General features: G+C 65.3%; 15 protein-coding genes. 10 read left to right on the top strand and 5 right to left on the bottom strand.

Going from position 1 to position 18,129, the window contains the following annotated elements:
* Nucleotides 1-126: 126 nt before the first annotated feature.
* Entirely contained in the window at nucleotides 127-1,353 is a 1,227-nt protein-coding gene (locus tag ACX80Q_RS06075; RefSeq protein ID WP_459329630.1) for a sigma-54-dependent transcriptional regulator family protein, read from the top strand.
* 175 nt (nucleotides 1,354-1,528) lie between these two features.
* Here the strand turns inward: ACX80Q_RS06075 and ACX80Q_RS06080 are convergent, their stop codons facing one another.
* A complete protein-coding gene (locus ACX80Q_RS06080; protein ID WP_459329631.1) occupies nucleotides 1,529-1,906 on the bottom strand; it encodes a hypothetical protein in 378 nt (125 codons plus the stop codon).
* 106 nt (nucleotides 1,907-2,012) lie between these two features.
* Here ACX80Q_RS06080 and exaC point away from each other — a divergent pair, with 106 nt between their 5' ends.
* From exaC to ACX80Q_RS06095, 3 genes are all read left to right on the top strand, one after another.
* Entirely contained in the window at nucleotides 2,013-3,536 is a 1,524-nt protein-coding gene (gene exaC / locus ACX80Q_RS06085) for an acetaldehyde dehydrogenase ExaC (protein WP_459329632.1), read from the top strand.
* Between the two features lie 168 nt (nucleotides 3,537-3,704).
* Nucleotides 3,705-4,715, top strand: coding sequence for an alcohol dehydrogenase AdhP (gene adhP / locus ACX80Q_RS06090; protein ID WP_459329672.1), 1,011 nt, complete (start codon nucleotides 3,705-3,707; stop codon nucleotides 4,713-4,715).
* A gap of 187 nt (nucleotides 4,716-4,902) precedes the next feature.
* Nucleotides 4,903-5,322, top strand: coding sequence for a DUF779 domain-containing protein (locus ACX80Q_RS06095; RefSeq protein WP_459329633.1), 420 nt, complete (start codon nucleotides 4,903-4,905; stop codon nucleotides 5,320-5,322).
* Here ACX80Q_RS06095 and ACX80Q_RS06100 read toward each other — a convergent pair.
* Complete coding sequence (locus tag ACX80Q_RS06100; protein WP_459329634.1) at nucleotides 5,319-6,077, bottom strand: class I SAM-dependent methyltransferase; 759 nt, start codon at nucleotides 6,075-6,077, stop codon at nucleotides 5,319-5,321. The two genes, ACX80Q_RS06095 and ACX80Q_RS06100, sit on opposite strands and share 4 nt — an antisense overlap.
* A gap of 67 nt (nucleotides 6,078-6,144) precedes the next feature.
* Here ACX80Q_RS06100 and ACX80Q_RS06105 point away from each other — a divergent pair, with 67 nt between their 5' ends.
* Nucleotides 6,145-6,753: a Maf family protein gene (locus ACX80Q_RS06105; RefSeq protein ID WP_459329635.1), complete on the top strand. Its 609-nt coding sequence runs from the start codon at nucleotides 6,145-6,147 to the stop codon at nucleotides 6,751-6,753.
* A 133-nt stretch (nucleotides 6,754-6,886) separates the two neighbouring features.
* On the opposite strand, the gene ACX80Q_RS06110 is transcribed toward ACX80Q_RS06105, so the two are convergent.
* Nucleotides 6,887-7,072, bottom strand: a complete 186-nt coding sequence (locus ACX80Q_RS06110; protein ID WP_459329636.1) for a hypothetical protein — start codon at nucleotides 7,070-7,072, stop codon at nucleotides 6,887-6,889.
* Between the two features lie 374 nt (nucleotides 7,073-7,446).
* Here ACX80Q_RS06110 and ACX80Q_RS06115 point away from each other — a divergent pair, with 374 nt between their 5' ends.
* Both ACX80Q_RS06115 and ACX80Q_RS06120 read left to right on the top strand, forming a co-directional pair.
* Nucleotides 7,447-7,758 (top strand): winged helix-turn-helix domain-containing protein, encoded by a 312-nt coding sequence (locus ACX80Q_RS06115; protein ID WP_459329637.1) that lies wholly within the window; start codon nucleotides 7,447-7,449, stop codon nucleotides 7,756-7,758.
* A 48-nt stretch (nucleotides 7,759-7,806) separates the two neighbouring features.
* Nucleotides 7,807-9,609 (top strand): acetyl/propionyl/methylcrotonyl-CoA carboxylase subunit alpha, encoded by a 1,803-nt coding sequence (locus ACX80Q_RS06120; RefSeq protein ID WP_459329638.1) that lies wholly within the window; start codon nucleotides 7,807-7,809, stop codon nucleotides 9,607-9,609.
* A gap of 98 nt (nucleotides 9,610-9,707) precedes the next feature.
* On the opposite strand, the gene ACX80Q_RS06125 is transcribed toward ACX80Q_RS06120, so the two are convergent.
* Entirely contained in the window at nucleotides 9,708-11,117 is a 1,410-nt protein-coding gene (locus ACX80Q_RS06125) for an MFS transporter (RefSeq protein WP_459329639.1), read from the bottom strand.
* A 313-nt stretch (nucleotides 11,118-11,430) separates the two neighbouring features.
* Between ACX80Q_RS06125 and ACX80Q_RS06130 the strand changes: the two genes are divergently transcribed.
* The 3 genes from ACX80Q_RS06130 to ACX80Q_RS06140 are packed head-to-tail and all read left to right on the top strand — an operon-like array spanning nucleotide 11,431 to nucleotide 16,547.
* Nucleotides 11,431-12,837, top strand: a complete 1,407-nt coding sequence (locus ACX80Q_RS06130; protein WP_459329640.1) for an MFS transporter — start codon at nucleotides 11,431-11,433, stop codon at nucleotides 12,835-12,837.
* A complete protein-coding gene (locus ACX80Q_RS06135; RefSeq protein ID WP_459329641.1) occupies nucleotides 12,837-15,017 on the top strand; it encodes a molybdopterin oxidoreductase family protein in 2,181 nt (726 codons plus the stop codon). Before ACX80Q_RS06130 ends, ACX80Q_RS06135 begins: the two co-directional genes overlap by 1 nt.
* Before the next feature lie 21 nt (nucleotides 15,018-15,038).
* Complete coding sequence (locus ACX80Q_RS06140; protein ID WP_459329642.1) at nucleotides 15,039-16,547, top strand: FAD-dependent oxidoreductase; 1,509 nt, start codon at nucleotides 15,039-15,041, stop codon at nucleotides 16,545-16,547.
* An 88-nt stretch (nucleotides 16,548-16,635) separates the two neighbouring features.
* Here ACX80Q_RS06140 and ACX80Q_RS06145 read toward each other — a convergent pair whose 3' ends face one another.
* Nucleotides 16,636-18,063 (bottom strand): NAD(P)H-quinone dehydrogenase, encoded by a 1,428-nt coding sequence (locus ACX80Q_RS06145; protein WP_459329643.1) that lies wholly within the window; start codon nucleotides 18,061-18,063, stop codon nucleotides 16,636-16,638.
* Nucleotides 18,064-18,129 lie beyond the last annotated feature (66 nt).

Here is an 18,129-nt window from a genome sequence, read left to right on the forward strand (position 1 = left end):
CCCAGCCGGCTGGTCTAGACTGGTGAGCTACGGCACATTTTTCGCAATTCTGCGGGCCGTTTCCCATCAATGGCGCTGTTCCCACCCATGGCACTATGGTTTTGGAGAGTTGGTTTTGGAGAGTTGATGCCCACGACACACCCCCTACTTGCCGATCTGCCAGCCTTGCGGCCCTTGGTGCGCGAGTCGTGGCAGCGCTCCATGGATGCCCTGAACACACCCGCAGGCCTCACGCCCCCGGTGGTGTGGGAGAGCCGGGAGCTTGCCGCGTTCCGGCGCGACCACCCGCTGGCAGCCATCATGCCCGTCATCACCAAATTGCTTGTCCAACCCAGCCATGACACCGGCCTGCTGGTCGCCGTGGGTGATGAGCATGGCCGCCTGCTATGGGTGGAGGGCGACCCCTCAGCCCGCCGCCATGGCGAAAACATCAACTTCGCCATGGGCGCCGACTGGTCTGAAACCGTTGTGGGCACCAGCGCCCCGGGCACGGCCTTGGTACTGGGCCGGAGCGTGCAGATTGTTGGTCAGGAACACTTCAACCCCGCCGTCCACTCCTGGAGTTGCACGGCCGTTCCGGTCCACGACCCGGATTCGGGCGCCATTTTGGGGATTGTTGACATTACTGGGGGGCCCGACGCCGTGGGCGCCAATACGCTGTCCCTCGTGGAGGCAACCGTGGCCGCGGCACAGGCGCAGCTGCGCATCGAGCGCCTGGAACAGCGGGTGCAGCGCGCGGCACCCTTCAGCAGTTCCAACAAGCCGCTATATCGGGACAGCCTGCAGATCCTGGGCCGGGACCAGGGCCTGTTGCACGTCTCAGGGCAGGCCTTGACACTCAGCGAACGGCACACCGAAATCCTGGCCGTGCTGGCCCTGCATCCCGCGGGCCTCACCGCTGAAGTGCTCTCGGACAAGGTCTATCCGGAGGGCACGTCGCTGACCAGCATTCGGGCCGAGATGGTGCGCCTGCGTAAGCTGCTGGCGGCGGAGGCCCCCACCCTTGTGCCGGAATCGCGCCCGTACCGCCTGCCCCGGACGCTGGTAGTGGATGCCGAACAAGTGCACAGCTACCTGGACCGTGGTGCGCACCGACTGGCGCTGAACATTTACCGCGGCGAGGTCATGCCTCGCTCGGCGGCGCCTGAGATCGAGGGCCTGCGCACCCGGCTGGCCATCCAGCTTCGTGAAGCCATCCTCAACGACGCCAGCCCCGACGTTCTGCTCACCTACCTGCAGCTTCCCGAGGCAGCGGACGACGTCGACGCCTGGCGCACAGCCCTGCGCCTCCTGCCGCCTCGCTCACCCAAGCGATCCGCGGTGGTGGCCCACCTTCAGACCCTGGAAACCTAGCCCACTTTTCCAACTGGCCCGCAGAAAACAGCAAAAACACACCGTTTTCCCGTGATTTTTTCCTTTTTCTGCGGGCCAGTTGGTGGGTGGCGCTGAGAACGAGGGTGGCGCATGCACTCAATTCGGCCAGCGCCGACTTTTGCTATGCGCCACGCCAACTCCCCCTATTTACGTATCAGTTTGATGGGGTGGCGGGTTGTAGCTGCGCCGCCCGGTCCTTCGCGGCAGCCCACCCCAGCAGGCCCAGCAATAGGCCGCCCACAAAAAGCACCCCTGTGCACAGCAGCGGTGCGTTCGCCTGGAAGGATGCGGCGAATTCAATCTCATCAGCCCGGACACCGCCGTCATTCCACGGCTCCCGGCTCAATTCCCACAGTGACCAGAGCTTGAGGCTGGCCCACAGCATGAGTGCCGTGGCCACGGGAACCACGGCCAGGTACATGCGCCACGTGCGCACACTAGCCATCTTCGTCAACAGCACACAGCCGGCCAGCAAAATCACGGCCGTGGCCGCCACGGACCCTAGCAGCAGTATCAAAGTCTCATTCCCCATACCCCCAGCCTAGGACCTGCCAGAGCTTGCAACGTGTTTGCAACGTGGCGCCACGTACGCTTCTGGGCAAGGACACCGACGTCCCCCACGCAGAGGAGTTTAGACAATGACTGTTTATGCACAGCCCGGTGCGCCAGGCTCAAAGGTCACCTTCAAGGACCGGTACGAAAACTGGATCGGCGGCGAATGGGTTGCCCCCGTCAAGGGTCAGTACTTTGAAAACATCACCCCCGTCACCGGCAAGGTGTTCTGCGAGGTGGCCCGCGGCACGGCCGAGGACATTGAGCTTGCCCTGGACGCAGCCCACAAGGTGGCCCCGAGCTGGGGGCAGACATCGGCCGCCGAACGCGCAGCCGTCCTGAACAAGGTGGCAGACCGGATTGATGAAAACGTTGAGCTCCTGGCCGTCGCCGAGTCCTGGGACAACGGCAAGGCCGTGCGCGAAACCCTCAACGCCGACATCCCGCTCGCGGCCGATCACTTCCGCTACTTCGCCTCAGTGGTCCGTGCCCAGGAGGGCCGCCTGACGCAGCTCGATGACAACACCACGGCGTACCACTTCCACGAGCCGCTCGGTGTGGTGGGCCAGATCATCCCCTGGAACTTCCCCATCCTCATGGCCGTGTGGAAGCTGGCGCCGGCACTCGCCGCGGGAAACGCCGTCGTACTAAAACCCGCGGAACAGACACCCGCCTCCATCCTGGTCCTCATGGAACTGCTGTCGGACATTCTGCCCGCGGGCGTCATCAACGTGGTCAACGGCTTCGGCGTGGAGGCCGGCAAGCCGCTCGCCTCCAGCAAGCGGATTCGCAAGATCGCGTTCACCGGAGAGACCACCACAGGCCGGCTCATCAGCCAGTACGCGTCCCAAAACCTGATCCCCGTCACGCTGGAGCTGGGCGGCAAGAGCCCCAACATCTTCTTCGAGGACGTCATGGCGAAGAACGATGCGTTCTATGACAAGGCGCTCGAAGGCTTCACGCTCTACGCCTTCAACCAGGGCGAGGTGTGCACCTGCCCGTCGCGCGCGCTGGTCCAGGCCTCCATGTACGAGGCGTTCATGGCCGACGCCGTGGCCCGCACCGAAGCCATCATCCAGGGCAACCCGCTGGACACCGACACCCAGATTGGGGCGCAGGCCTCCAATGACCAGATGGAAAAGATCCTCTCCTACATGGACATCGGCAAGCAGGAGGGCGCCAAGTTGCTTACCGGCGGCGAGCGCAACATCCTGCCCGGGGATCTGGCCGGCGGCTACTACGTCAAGCCCACCATCTTTGAGGGCACCAATGACATGCGCATCTTCCAGGAGGAAATCTTTGGCCCGGTGCTGGCAGTGACCAAGTTCGACGACTACGCCGACGCGCTGCACATTGCCAACGACACCCTCTACGGCCTGGGTGCCGGCGTCTGGTCCCGCAACGGCAATGTGGCCTACCGGGCGGGCCGCGAAATCCAGGCCGGGCGCGTGTGGGTCAACAACTACCACGCCTACCCCGCGGGTGCTGCGTTTGGCGGCTACAAGTCCTCCGGGATCGGCCGCGAGAACCACGCCATGATGCTGGATCACTACCAGCAGACCAAGAACCTGCTGGTCAGCTACAGCGAGGACAAGCTCGGCTTCTTCTAGACACCGACGCTGTCGCAGCAATGGCGTGTTTTTTGGGCACGCTATCGCAGCAATGGCTGGATTCCGAGTATCCCTCTCGCAGTATTCACGCACGACGCCGGGCACCTGCCCCAGGTACCCGGCGCACGCCCGTCATCACCACGTTCGAAGGAGAACCCCATGAGCACCATGCATGCAGCAGTTGTCAAGGAATTCGGCGCACCCCTCAGTGTTGAGGAATACCCGCTGCCCACCCCCGGGCCGGGCCAGGCCCTGGTGAAGTTGATGGCCAGCGGCGTCTGCCACACGGACTTGCACGCCGCCGAGGGCGACTGGCCCGTCAAGCCCAGCCCGCCGTTCGTGCCCGGCCACGAAGGCGTGGGTGAAGTGGTTGCCCTGGGCCCTGGCGTCACCTCACTGTCCGTCGGCGACCGCGTGGGCAACGCCTGGCTGTGGAGCGCGTGCGGGGACTGTGAATTCTGCCGCACCGGTTGGGAGACCCTGTGCGAGTCCCAGCAAAACGGCGGCTACAGCGTGGATGGTTCCTTTGGCGAGTACATGCTGGTCGATGCCGAGTTTGCCCCGCGCATCCCCGAAGGCGCCGACCCCGTGGAGATCGCCCCAGTGCTCTGTGCCGGCGTCACTGTCTACAAGGGCCTGAAAATGACCGAGGCCCGCCCGGGCCAGTGGGTTGTCATCTCCGGCATTGGCGGCCTGGGGCACATCGCCGTCCAGTACGCCGTGGCCATGGGCTTGCGCGTTGCCGCCGTGGACATTGCCGAGGACAAGCTGGCCCTGGCCCGCAAGCACGGCGCCGAAATCACCGTCAACGCCCGGGATGAGGACCCGGTGGAGGCCATTCAGGCCCAGACCGGCGGCGTCCACGGCGTGCTCGTCACCGCAGTCCACCCGGCAGCGTTTGGCCAGGCCATCGGCATGACCCGCCGCGGCGGCACCATCGTCTTCAACGGCCTGCCGCCGGGCGATTTCCCGGCCCCCATCTTCGAGGTGGTACTCAAGGGCCTGACCATCCGCGGCTCCATCGTGGGCACGCGCCAGGACATGACCGAGGCCATCGACTTCTACGCCCGCGGCCTGATCCACCCCACCGTCTCCACGCGCAGCCTGGGCGAGATCAACGAGGTCCTTACGGAGATGAAGGCCGGGGCCATCGACGGCCGCGTGGTCATCGCCTACTAATTCCCCCCGGGAACGCTATCGCAGCAATGGTGTGTTTTTAGCCCACGCTATCGCAGCAATGGCTGGTTTTTCCGGAACCGTATCGCACCTTCCCCCGTTCGACGGCGGCAGGTCACCTTCCCAACGAAGGGTGACCTCCCGCCGTCGTACTTGGAAATAGACGCCAACTGAACAAAGGAGCAGTTCCATGGACGCCACCGATGAAGTGCTGGATGCCGCCGTCACCATCCCGGGCGAGACCCATTCCCGGGTTGCCCTGAGTGGCACGGCCGTGGAACTGCTGCAAAAACTCTGGGGCACCCACGGCCCGCTCATGTTCCACCAGTCCGGCGGCTGCTGTGACGGCTCCTCCCCCATGTGCTACCCGGCGGGCGAGTTCATCACGGCGGAGGCGGACATCCTGCTGGGCCTCTTTGAGCTCCCTGGGTGCGGGCCGCTGGAGTTTTGGATGTCGAAGGAACAGTTCAACTATTGGTCGCACACCCATTTGACGGTGGATGTGGTGGCCGGCCGGGGCAGCGGATTCTCCGTCGAGGCGCCGGAGGGCAAACGTTTCCTGATTCGCTCCCGGCTGGTGGAGGGCTTCGTACCCGCCAGCCGTAGTTAGGGTTTGCGCGCCTCGATCAGGAAGCGGGTGGTGGTGGCGCTGAACTTGCCGTCGCGCTCGATGATGGCGTGCAGCTCGCGCAACTTGTCCTGGTGCGCCTCAACGGTGAAGCCGGGGACCATCCAGATGACTTTGCGCAGGAAATAGACGACGGCGCCGATGTCGTAAAACTCCGTGCGCAGCGCAGCCGTCTGCAGGCCCACCACGTCCAGCCCGGCTGCCGTGGCGGCCGCGACGGCGTCGTCCCAGTGCCTGCCTCGGCGCACGGGTTCCGGCTGGGCACCCAGGAAGAATTCCCCCAACTCAAAACCGCTGGCCGGCCCCACCTGCTGCGACACATAAGTACCGCCCGGTGTCAGCACCCGGTGGATTTCGGACCACCAGGCCTTGACGGGGTGGCGGCTGGTGACCAGGTCAAAGGCGTTGTCCGCAAAGGGTAGTGGTGGCTCGTCGTTGTCGGACACCACCACCACGCCCAGCGGATGAAGCCGGGCGGTGGCCACGGGCAGATTGGGCGGCCAGCCTTCTGTAGCCACGGCCAGCGGTGGCACCACACCAGCCCCGGCCAGGACTTCTCCGCCGCCGGTCTGCAGGTCAAGCGATGCCGTGGCGGCGGCCATCCGCTCCGCCATGACGCGCTGATAGCCCCACGGCGGCCGCTCCTCCAGCGCGCGCCCGTCGAGCCAGGAGAAATCCCAACCATCGACTGACACGGAATTCGCTTCGGCCACGAGCTCCTCAAACGTTGTACGCATGCCTCCAAGGCTAGCGCCAGAAAGGGGCCCGGGCGAGGCGTCCTCGGCCAGCGTTTAGGCTTGGATCATGACTGAACGCCTGATCCTCGCCTCCGCCTCCCCCTCCCGCGCCAAGCTACTCAACGACGCCGGAATTGGCCACCGCATCCTCGTCTCGGACGTGGACGAGGACGCCGTCAGCGGAGCCGCCGGGCCGCTGACGCCTGCCGAAACTGCGCTGCTACTGGCCCGCGCCAAGGCCGAAGCCGTGGCTGCAGGCGAATCCCAGGCGTTGGTCATCGGCTGTGATTCGGTCTTTGAGTTCGACGGCGAGCCGTACGGCAAACCCTGGGAGCCCGACGTCGCCCGTGAACGCTGGCAGCTCATGCGGGGCAAGTCGGGGGTGCTCCACACCGGGCACTGGCTCATCAACGTTTCCGACGGCACATCAGTTGCCCACGGTGAGATCAACAGCGCCGTGGTCCACTTTGAGGACGTGTCCGACGCCGAGATTCTCGCCTATGTTGCCACTGGCGAACCCCTGCAGGTGGCCGGCGGGTTCACGATTGACGGACTGGCCGGGGCCTTCATCAGCGGCGTTGACGGCGACCCGCACACGGTGGTTGGGCTGTCCATTTCCACGCTGCGTCGCCTGCTGGCTAAGACGGGCGTCTCCATCACGGAGCTGTGGGCCTAGGCGGCCGGCACACAGTGAACGTATGCGTGGAACCCGCCGCGAGTTCTGCGCATGAGCGTTCATGCGCAAAACCCACAGTCAGTTCCACGCATACCTTCAGAGATTGTCTAGAAAGTACTTTCATGCACTGGTGTCACGACATTGTTGAGACACCAGCGAAGGGCAATCTCATGAACCAGCACCACAGCTCCCCCTCGGCCGATGAGGCCCGCGAACTCCTCGCCAAGGCCGAGGGCATCGGCTCCACGGCAACGAGCGCTGCGGGCTGGCCCACTGCCATGGTGTTCAACTCGCTGGCAATCCTTGGATCCATGCTCATGATTGGTGTCCAGATAGTGGCCCACACCGGCTACGGCGCCCCGCTGCTGGCCGTGAGCGTTGGCGCGTGGGCCGCTGTCACGGCGCTCACCTGGACTTTCATGCAGCGCACCACCAAGTCCGGATTCACCAAGCGTTGGCATTTCACTCATCGCCTACGTGGTCCTGGCCGCCGTGGCCGTTGCGGCAGCATTCCGCGAGTTGCGCGCATGAGCGGCCAGCCAGGCCAGCCAGGCCAGCCGGGCCAGCCGGAAGGAGCAGGGTCACGGGAAGAACCAGTCCAGCACCCGCGCCACGAGCTCAGCGAGGTACAGCGGGGTACTGCACCAGCCCGTCAGATTCTCCATCGCCGCGGCCCTGGCCAAGACCGAAACCATGGATTTCAAGGACCTGCGCAACACCATCCAAGTCAGCGATTCCGTGCTCAGCAAGCAGCTTTCAACCCTTGAAAAGGCCGGATTCATTGAGATCAGGAAGGCCTTCGTGGGCAAGTTTCCCCGCACCTCCGTCAAACTCACCCCGGAGGGGCATCAGGCGTGGGAACACCACATGGCCACCCTGCGCCTGATCGCCGGCGGGTATCGCCACCCGGCCCGCAGGCACAGCTGCGACACAATTGAGCATTTTTGTAGGTTCTCCACAAAAGAACTGTCATGCACACGCATAATAAGCATGATGAGTGAGTAAAATCCACATAGTCACGCTAGGCTCTGTGAAGAATAGAAGGAGTCTCGTGTGAGCATTTCACAGTCCGCCAGTGCGCAAAAGCTGAGCAAAGTCCTGATCGCCAACCGCGGTGAAATTGCCGTCCGCATCATTCGGGCGGCACGCGACGAGGGCATCACCTCCGTTGCCGTCTACGCTGAGCCGGACCGGGAAGCACTGCACGTGCGCATGGCCGATGAGGCCTTCGCCCTGGGCGGGTCCACGGCGGCAGACTCCTACCTGGTCATGGAGAAGATTCTCGACGCCGCACAGCGCTCGGGCGCCGACTCCGTCCACCCCGGCTACGGCTTCCTCGCCGAAAACGCCGACTTCGCCCAGAAGGTTATCGACGCCGGGCTGATTTGGATTGGCCCCTCCCCCGCAGCCATCGCCGCGCTGGGTGACAAGGTCCAAGCCCGCCACATTGCCGAAAAGGTTGGCGCACCCCTGGTGCCTGGAACCAAGAACCCGGTTGCCTCCACGCAGGAAGTCCTGGACTTCGCCGACGAATTCGGCCTGCCTCTGGCCATCAAGGCAGCCTACGGCGGCGGCGGACGCGGCATTAAAGTTGTCCGGACCCGCGAAGAAATCCCTGAACTGTACGAATCGGCAGTCCGCGAAGCCGTTGCAGCCTTTGGCCGCGGCGAGTGCTTCGTGGAACGCTTCCTGGACGCTCCCCGCCACGTGGAAACCCAGTGCCTGGCAGATGCGGCGGGCAACGTCGTCGTCGTCTCCACCAGGGATTGCTCCCTGCAGCGCCGCAACCAGAAACTGGTGGAGGAAGCCCCCGCACCGTTCCTGACCGATGACCAGAACAAGCGCTTGTACGAGGCCTCCAAGGCCATCATGAAGGAAGCCAGTTACGTTGGCGCCGGCACCTGCGAATTCCTCGTGGGCACCGACGGCACCATCTCCTTCCTGGAGGTCAACACGCGCCTGCAGGTGGAGCACACCATCTCTGAAGAGGTCACCGGCATTGACCTGGTGCGCGAGCAGTTCCGCATTGCCCGCGGCGAGGAACTCGGCTACGGTGACCCCGAAATCCGCGGCCACTCCTTCGAGTTCCGCATCAACGGCGAAGACCCGGGCCGCGGCTTCATGCCGGCCCCCGGCACCGTGACCACCATGAACCTGCCCACCGGCCCCGGCGTCCGCGTCGATTCCGGCATCACCGCCGGGGAGGTCATCGGCGGCAACTTCGATTCCATGCTGGCCAAGCTCATTGTCACCGGCGCCACCCGTGAGCAGGCGCTGCAGCGTTCCAGCCGCGCACTCGCGGAAATGCAGATCGGCGGCCTGCCCACCGTGCTGCCGTTCCACCGCGCAGTAGTGGTTGACCCCGCCTTCGCCCCGGCCAACGGTGCCGCGTTCACCACGCACACGCGCTGGATCGAGACCGAGTTCAACAACACCATTCCCGCCTTCGACCTCACCGGTGTTGGAGGTGCCGCGGACGACGCCGGAACTCGCCAAAGCGTTACCGTCGAGGTGGGTGGCAAACGGCTTGAAGTGACGTTGCCGGCGCAGTTCGCAGTGGGCAGTGTTTCCAATGGCGGTGGCGCCAAGAAGGCCAAGAAGGCTGGCCGCAACCGCAGCGCCGGCCCCGTGGCCGCCAATGGCAACGCCCTGACCTCTCCCATGCAGGGCACCATCGTCAAGGTGGCCGTGGCCGACGGGGACGTTGTGGCCGAGGGCGATCTCATTGTGGTGCTGGAAGCCATGAAGATGGAACAGCCTCTCACGGCGCACAAGGCGGGTACCGTGACCGGGCTCAGCGCAGCAGCGGGCGACACCGTCGCCGCAGGCGCAGTCTTGGCAACCATCGAGGACTAGTCCCCACCGCATTAAACATCTGTGTCGCAGTTGTTGGACGAAAAAACGCCCGAAAGCGCTTTCCACGTCCAACAACTGCGACACAGTTATTTAAGGGGTCAGCTGACGTTGGTGGTGTAATCCAGGTCGCGGGTTTCCTTCATGATGAACAGCGCAATCAAGGTCAGCACTGCCATGGCGGAGAGGTACACGCCCACCAGGACCGGGCTGCCACCAGCGGACTGCCACAGGGCCACGGCGATGAACGGTGCCACGGCGGCACCGAGGATGCTGGCCATGTTGTAGCTGATGGCCGATCCCGTGTACCGCACATTGGTGGGGAACAGTTCAGGCAGCAGGGCGCCCATGGGTCCAAAGGTGAGGCCCATCAGGGTGAAGCCGATGATCAGCAGGGCCATGACACCCACCATGCCTGCGCCGAACAGCGGCACAAAGGTCAGGCCGAACACCAGGATGCCTCCGGTGACCCAGAGCAGGGTCTTGCGGCGGCCAAACTTCTCCGCCAGCGGGCCTGAGACAAGGGTGAAGATGCCGAAGAACACCACACCGATGATCAGCATCACCAGGAACTCGTTGCGGGTGTAGCCCAGTCCGGGAACCCAGGCGGCGATGGCGTCGGCGCTCATGGGCTTGCCGGCTGCCTGGGCCTTGGCCTTGGCGGCCTCAAGGGTTGCCGGGGCTGTGCCGTAGGAAAGCGTGAAGGTTGTCATGAGGTAGAACAACACGTAGGTGGCGAGCATGACGAAGGTGCCCACGATCAGGGGGCGCCAGCTGGTCTTGAAGACCCGGCCCACAGGCAGTTTGGACACTTCACCGGCGTCGATCACGTTCTGGAAGGCGGGGGTTTCAACCAGCTTCAGGCGGACGTACAGGCCAATGATGACCATGACGGCGCTGAGCAGGAACGGAATGCGCCAGCCCCAGGAGGTGAACTGCTCAGTGGTCAGGCCAAGGCTCAGGGCCAGGAAGATGCCGTTGGCCAGAATGAAGCCAATGGGTGCGCCCAGCTGCGGGAACGTGCCGTAGATGGCGCGCTTGCCTGCCGGGGCGTTTTCGGTTGCCAGCAGTGCTGCACCACTCCACTCGCCGCCCAGTGCCAGGCCCTGCATGAAGCGCATGACCACCAATAGTGCGGGTGCCCAGAAGGCCCAACCCGGCACCGATGCCGTAGGCAGGCAGCCAATGAGGAAGGTGGCAATACCCATGGTCAGCAGGGACGCCACCAGTGTGCCCTTGCGGCCAAACTTGTCACCGAAGTGGCCAAATACAATGGATCCCAGCGGACGGGCCACGAACGCCACACCAAAAATGGCGAAGGAGCTCAGCAGCGCTGTGGCTGCGTCGGCGGTGGGGAAGAACAGGGCCGGGAAGACCAGGACGGCCGCCGTGGCATAAACGTAGAAGTCGTAGAACTCAACTGTGGTGCCAATGAGGCTGGCCACAATGACGCGTCCTCGGCTGTTGGCTTGTGGAATCTCCACTGTCTCCGCTTTTTGGGGAGTGCTCATGGTTTGGCTTTCTCTAGGGCCTTGTCAGTGGTTTGTAAACCGCTACAAGGCGTTGGCGATACTTTGTGCGACCGTCAACACTATAGGCAGTGTCCACCCATTGGACAGTCATCGCCACGATATGGACATTAGAAAAAATCCCAGATGCTGCCTAACAAGGCGGGGCCGGGCGTGGATAGGGAAATGTCACAACGATTTCACACCCCGTGACGGCCCCGGAAACGCCGTCTCCCTAACGTTGTGCTCAGGGGGTTGACCACAGCGTTGTACCCACAGCGTTGATCGCACAACAAAGCCACGAGGGAGGCACGCCATGACTGTAGAGAACATGAACGGCTCACAAGTCCACGCCGGAGCCAGCACCGGAACCGCCGGAGCGGCCCTGACACACAAACCGGGCCGCTGGCTGCACGGCTGGGATGCCGAGGACACCGCCCAATGGGACAGCGTGGGGCGGGCCATCGCCAAGCGCAATCTCTGGTGGTCCATCGCCTGCGAGTTCTTAGGCTTCGTGGTGTGGCAGCTGTGGTCCATTGTGGTGGTTTTCCTACCAGCCGCCGGATTCACCTTTAGCTCTGCCGAACTGTTCTGGCTCATCTCCATTCCGTCCCTGGTGGGGGCCACGCTGCGCATCCCGTACACCTTCATGGTGGCCAAATTTGGTGGACGCAACTGGACCATCATCTCGGCCCTGCTCCTGCTGATTCCCACCCTGGGCATGGCCTGGTGCATCAGCGATCCCACCACGCCGTTCGGCACCATGCTGGCGGTCGCCGCACTGGCCGGGCTGGGCGGGGGCAACTTCGCCTCCTCGATGGCTAACATCACCTACTTCTTCCCGGCCCGCGAAAAGGGCTGGGCGCTGGGACTGAACGCCGCGGGCGGAAACCTGGGCGCCGCCGTCGCACAGTTCATGGTCCCCCTGGCCGTCACGTTCCTCGCCGCCGGCACCCTGGGACTGCCGCTGGCAGGGCTCATGTGGGTGCCGTTCATTCTCATCGCCGCGTGGGGCGCCTGGAAGTACATGGACAACCTGGCCAGCGCCAAATCAGACATTGCCGGCTCGCTGGCGTCCCTGCGCGAGCCGCACCTGTTGATCCTGGCGCTGCTGTACATCGGCACGTTCGGCTCGTTCATTGGCTTCGCAGCCGTTTTCCCGAAACTGATTGTGGATTCCTTCGGCCCCGGCGTGGGCATCGCCATTGGCCCGGCCATCATCTCGCTGGCCTTCCTGGGCGCCCTGGTGGGCTCGCTGGCCCGGCCCTTCGGCGGGAAACTTGCCGACAGGTGGGGCGGCGCCCGGGTCACGGTGGCCTGCTTCGGCGTCCTGTCCCTGACGGCCCTGGCGCAACTCCTCACGCTCCCGCTGGGAAGTTTCCCGCTGTTCCTGGTCCTGTTCCTGGTGCTGTTCGCCGCGGCAGGCGCCGGAAACGGCTCCACCTACCGCATGATCCCCATGGTCTTCGCGCTGCGTTCCAAGACGGTCGACGGCGGCCACGTCAGTGCCGCACGCAAGGCTTCGGCCGCGCTGGGCATCATCTCGGCGATTGGTGCCTACGGCGGATTCCTGGTCCCGCAAGTCCTGAACGCCTCACGCCAAGCCACGGGCGGCTACGAGAACGCCTTCCTGGCCTTCGTGGCCGGCTACCTGATCCTCATGGCGGTGACCTGGGCCGTGTACCTGCGCCCGTCCTCCGCCGCCCACCTTGGAAGTGTCTAGTGACGGCGCCGGCGCAAGCCACGGACACGCACTGTCCGTATTGCGCCCTCCAATGCGCCATGACGGTGACGCCGGCGGGGCCAGGCAAAGCGGCGGTGCCAGGCAAAGCGGCGGGGCCACCAGCCACGGCGACAGCCGCGGAGCCCGTCATCGCCGGCCGTGAGTTCCCCACCAACCGGGGCGGGCTGTGCCGCAAGGGCTGGACGTCGGCAGCTTTGCTGGGCCACCCGGAACGGGTCACCACTCCCCTGCTCCGCGGCCCCGACGGCGTTCACCGCCCGGTCCCGTGGACCCTGGCCCTGAACCTCATCGCGGAGCAGGTGCAAAAGACCCGCGCGCAGCACGGACCGGATGCTGTGGGTGTGTTTGGCGGCGGCGGGCTGACCAATGAGAAGGCGTACCAGTTGGGCAAGTTTGCCCGGCTGGCCCTGGGCACCTCAAGAATCGACTACAACGGGCGGTTCTGCATGTCCTCCGCTGCGGCCGCCGGCAACCGGGCCTTCGGCGTGGACAGGGGCCTGCCGTTCCCGGTGGAGGACCTGGACAGCGCAGATGCCGTGCTGCTGCTGGGCTCCAACGTTGCCGAGACCATGCCCCCGTTCGTCCAGCACCTGGCGGGTGCCCGGGCCGCCGGCGGCTTGATAGTGGTGGACCCCCGGCGCACGGCCACAGCGGATTTCACGGCCGACGGCGCCGGCCTGCACCTGGCGCCCGTCCCGGCCACGGACCTGGTGCTGTTGCTGGGACTGAGCCACATCGCCATTCATGAAGGCCACGCCAACAGCGGCTTCATCACCCAACGGACCGCGGGCTACCAGGCGGTGGCCCGCAGTGTAGCCCCGTGGTGGCCGGAAAGGGTCCAATCCATCACCGGCGTTCCCGTGCACCTGCTGCGTGAGACCGTCAGGCTGTTGGCACAAGGGGCATGCAACGGCGGCAGCTACATCCTGACCGGCCGCGGCGTGGAACAGCATGTTGACGGCACGGACACAGCCACCGCCGCCATCAACCTGGCGCTGCTGCTGGGCCTGCCCGGCTCCGCAAACAGCGGTTACGGCACGCTGACGGGCCAGGGCAATGGCCAAGGCGGCCGGGAGCATGGCCAAAAAGCCGACCAACTGCCCGGCTACCGCAAGATCACCGATCCGGCAGCCCGGGAACATGTGGCGACGGTGTGGGGCGTGGATCCGGCGCTGATCCCCGGGCCGGGACTTCCCGCCGTCGAACTTCTGGCGTCCCTGGGCAAGCCGAACGGGGTGCGCACCTTCTTCATCCATGGGGCCAATGTGGCGGTGTCGGCGCCCAACGCCGGGCAGGTGCTCAATGGGCTGCGGGCGCTGGATTTCCTGGTGGTGTGTGATTTCTTCATGTCGGAGACGGCACAGGAGGCTGATTTGGTGCTGCCGGTCCTGCAATGGGCCGAGGAGGAGGGCACCATCACCAATTTGGAGGGCCGGGTGCTGCGGCGTCGGGCCGCCATCACACCCCCGCTGGGCGCTCGCTCGGAGCTGTGGATCATGGCGGAACTGGCCTGCAGGCTCCAGGCCCCGTCCACCTTCAGCGCCGATCCCGAAACCGTCTTCACGGAGTTGCGGGCGGCCTCCGCCGGCGGCTTGGCCGACTACTCGGGCATCGACTACCCGCTATTGGATTCGGGCGCGGCGGCCTACTGGCCCTACCCGGTCGGCAGCCACGGCACGCCCCGGCTCTTCCTGGACGCTTTTGCCCACCCGGACGGCCGCGCCGTGTTCACGCCCGTCACCCCCGCCGCGAACCCGGCACGGGACCCGCTCTTCGCCGGCGCAACCCTGGCCCTAGTCACGGGGCGGCTGCTGGAGCACTACCAGTCCGGCGCCCAGACCCGCCGGGTGGAGGCGCTGGCCGGTGCCGTGCCCCGTGCCGAGTTGCTGATCCATCCGCTGGCTGCGGCGTCCCGTGGGATTTCCGACGGCGCACAGGTCACCGTGGCCAACGCCCGCGGCACGGTGCGGTGCGCGGCCAAGATCAGCACGGCCATCCGCTCCGACACCGTCTTCCTGCCGTTCCATTTTGCCCAGGCGGAGAACGCGAACTTGTTGACCAGCCAAGCCACCGACCCCATCTCGGGTATGCCGGAGTTCAAAGCCAGCGCCGTCACCGTCACGGCACTGGCCACCGTCCCCGCGCTGCCGCAAAACTGAAGCACCCCTGAAGGAGGAGCCATGACAAACACACCCCTGCACATAGTTGTTGTGGGCTATGGGCCTGTTGCCGCCAGGTTCACGGACCAGCTACTCCCCGCCGTCCGCAGCGGTGCCGTGGCGCTCACAGTCATCGGCGAGGAACCCACCGCCGCCTACAACCGCGTGATGGTGGCCGATCTTGGCGTGGGGCGCACCACCGCGGCAGCCATTGCGCTGTCCGACGCCGCGGAACTCATCGCTGCGGGCGTCAACGTCCACCTGGGCACGCGGGTGCTGCGCCTGGACCGGGCCCGTCAGCACGTGCTGCTGGCGGACGGCACCTCCCTGCACTACAACAAACTGGTCTTCGCCACCGGTGCGCGTCCCGTGGTGCCAACCCTGCACGGCCTCAACCCGGACCCGGCCGCCCGGGTGCCGCTGCCCCGTGGCGTCACGGCGCTGCGCGATCTTGCCGACGCCGCACAGCTGCGCAACGCCGTCGAACGCAAGGCAAAAGTGGTGGTGCTGGGCGGCGGCATCCTGGGCCTGGAGGCGGCGCTGGCCGCGCAGGATGAGGGCGCCAGTGTCACTGTGGTCCACCACGGCCCGCACACGCTGGCCCGGAGCATCGACGCCGGCGCCGGCCACACCCTGGCCGCCGCGCTGCGTGCCAGTGGCGTCACCGTCGTCTCCAACGCCCGCTCCGTCGGTGTGGAGCTGAGGCCCGACGGCGAACCTGGGTTCTCTGCCCTGCTGCAGGAAAGTGGCGCTCGCGTGGAGGGTGATCTGCTGGTGCTCTCCTGTGGCGTGCGGCCTCGCGTAGAGGTGGCGGCCGGGGCCGGACTGGCCACGGACCGCGGCATCCTGGTGGATCACGGGCTGGCTGCCCTGCACGATCCCCACGTCTTTGCCATGGGCGACTGCGCGCAGATCCGCTGCCTGGACTCCGGCTGTGCCGAGTGTGCGGCCGGCAGCGGCCCGCTGGGACTGATTGGCCCCGGTTGGCGGCAGGCCGAATGGCTCGCGGAATTCTTGCTGGGATCCCTGGCAGTGCCGCTGGCGCCCGAGCGCGCCCCTGTCATGATGCTCAAGGCCCGGGGCGTGGACGTTGCCGCCGCGGGGGACGTGCAGGCAGGGCCGTTCGATGCCGCCCCGGGCCTGTCCGTGAGCCAGTGGGCGGACCCCGAACACGGCAAGTACGTCAAAATGAGCACACGCAATGGCGTGCTGGCCGGCTTCATCAGCGTGGGCATGCCCCGCACGGGTGCCGAGCTCACACTGCTCTTTGAACGCGGCGCCGAACTTCCGGCGGACAGGTCCGCGCTGCTGCGCCTGGATGGACCCGACAGGGACGTGGCAGCCAAGGCGGATCCGGCCCGGACGGTGTGCCGCTGCGCCGGGGTTGCGGAGGAAACCATTACGGCTGCTGTCACCGGCGGTTGTTCAACGGTTGCAGAAATTTCAGCGCAGACCAGGGCGGGCACCGGGTGCGGCGGCTGCCACGGGGATCTGAAGGAACTGATCGAGAAGCACTTCGCCCCCGCCTAAAACCAACTAGCCCGCAGAAAACGGCGAAAAATCGATCAAAATCGCGATTTTTCGGCGTTTTCTGCGGGTCAGATTGAAGGGGTGGGTGTTACATGTGGGTGTGGAGGCGGCGGGCCGCTTCGGCGATGGAACCCGAAAGGGACGGGTACACGGTGAAGGTGTTGGCGACGTCGTCCACGTGTAGCTTTTGCGTGACGGCCAAGGCGATCGGGAAGATCAGCTCACACGCGCCGGCACCCACCACAACACCACCAATGACTGTTCCGGAGCCCTTGCGCGCAATGATCTTGATGAATCCGTCGTTGACGCCGCGCATCTTGGCCCGGGCGTTGGTGTGCAGGGACAGCTTGATGACGTCGCCCTGGTACTTGCCGGAGGCCAAATCGGCTTCCGAAACACCCACCGAGGCAATCTCGGGGGAGGTGAAAATGTTGGAGGAAACCTGGGTCAGCTTCAGCGGGCGCACTCCGTCGCCGCCCAGGTGGGCCACGGCGATGCGGCCCTGCATGGCAGCAACCGAGGCCAGGGCAAACACACCCGTGCAGTCGCCGGCCGCGTAAACGTTGGGCGCGCTGGTGCGGGAAACACCGTCCACCTTGATGTGGCCGCTGGCGGTGACTTCAACCCCGGCCGCCTCCAAACCAATGTCGGTGGTGTTCGGGATGGAACCCACGCAGACCAGGCAGTGCGATCCGGTGACCTTGGTGCCATCGCCCAAGGTGACAACTACGCCGTCGGCCGTGCGTTCCACAGCCTCGGCACGGGACTTGGACAGCACACGCAGACCGCGCCGGGCAAAAACATCCTCCAGCACGGCGGCGGCGTCCGAATCCTCACCCGGCAACACCTGCTCACGGCTGGAAATCAGGGTGACCTTGGAGCCCAGGCCGTTGAAGGCGGAGGCAAATTCGGCGCCTGTGACGCCGGAGCCCACCACAATGAGCTCCTCGGGAAGCTCGTCAAGATCGTAGATCTGGGTCCAGTTCAGGATGCGTTCGCCGTCGGGCTGGGCCGTGGCAAGTTCGCGCGGATGGGCACCCACGGAGACCAGGATGGCGTCGGCCTTGATGATTTCCTTGGACTCGCCGCGGTCCACTTCAATGGTCCGGTTGTCCAGCAGCCGGCCGGTGCCAATCACAATCTTCACCCCCACGGCCTCGAGCCCGGCGCGAATGTCCGCAGACTGTTCCCGGGCCAGGCGCATGACGCGTTCGTTAATGTGCTTGAGGTCTGCACGCATGACCGTCTTGGGGTTGCCCTCAGGTGTTTCGAAGCTCACACCGAGCTCGGTGGAGTCAACGCTGCGATTCATGGCCTCGGCCACCGCGATCAGGGATTTGGACGGGACCACATCGGTGAGCACTGCCGCGCCACCCAATCCGGCGCGCTCCACAATGGTCACGGATGCACCCATCGAGGCGGCCACCATGGCGGCTTCATAACCGCCGGGTCCACCACCGAGGATGGCTAGGCTGGGAAGGGCAAAGGGCTGAAAGACATCTTGTTGGCTCGTCACAATTGTTCATTCTTCCCTAGCTTGCGCTATGCACCAAGTTATTCGAGCCTGTGTACGCAGGCACGA

It is taken from the genome of Arthrobacter sp. HLT1-20, from assembly GCF_054510895.1.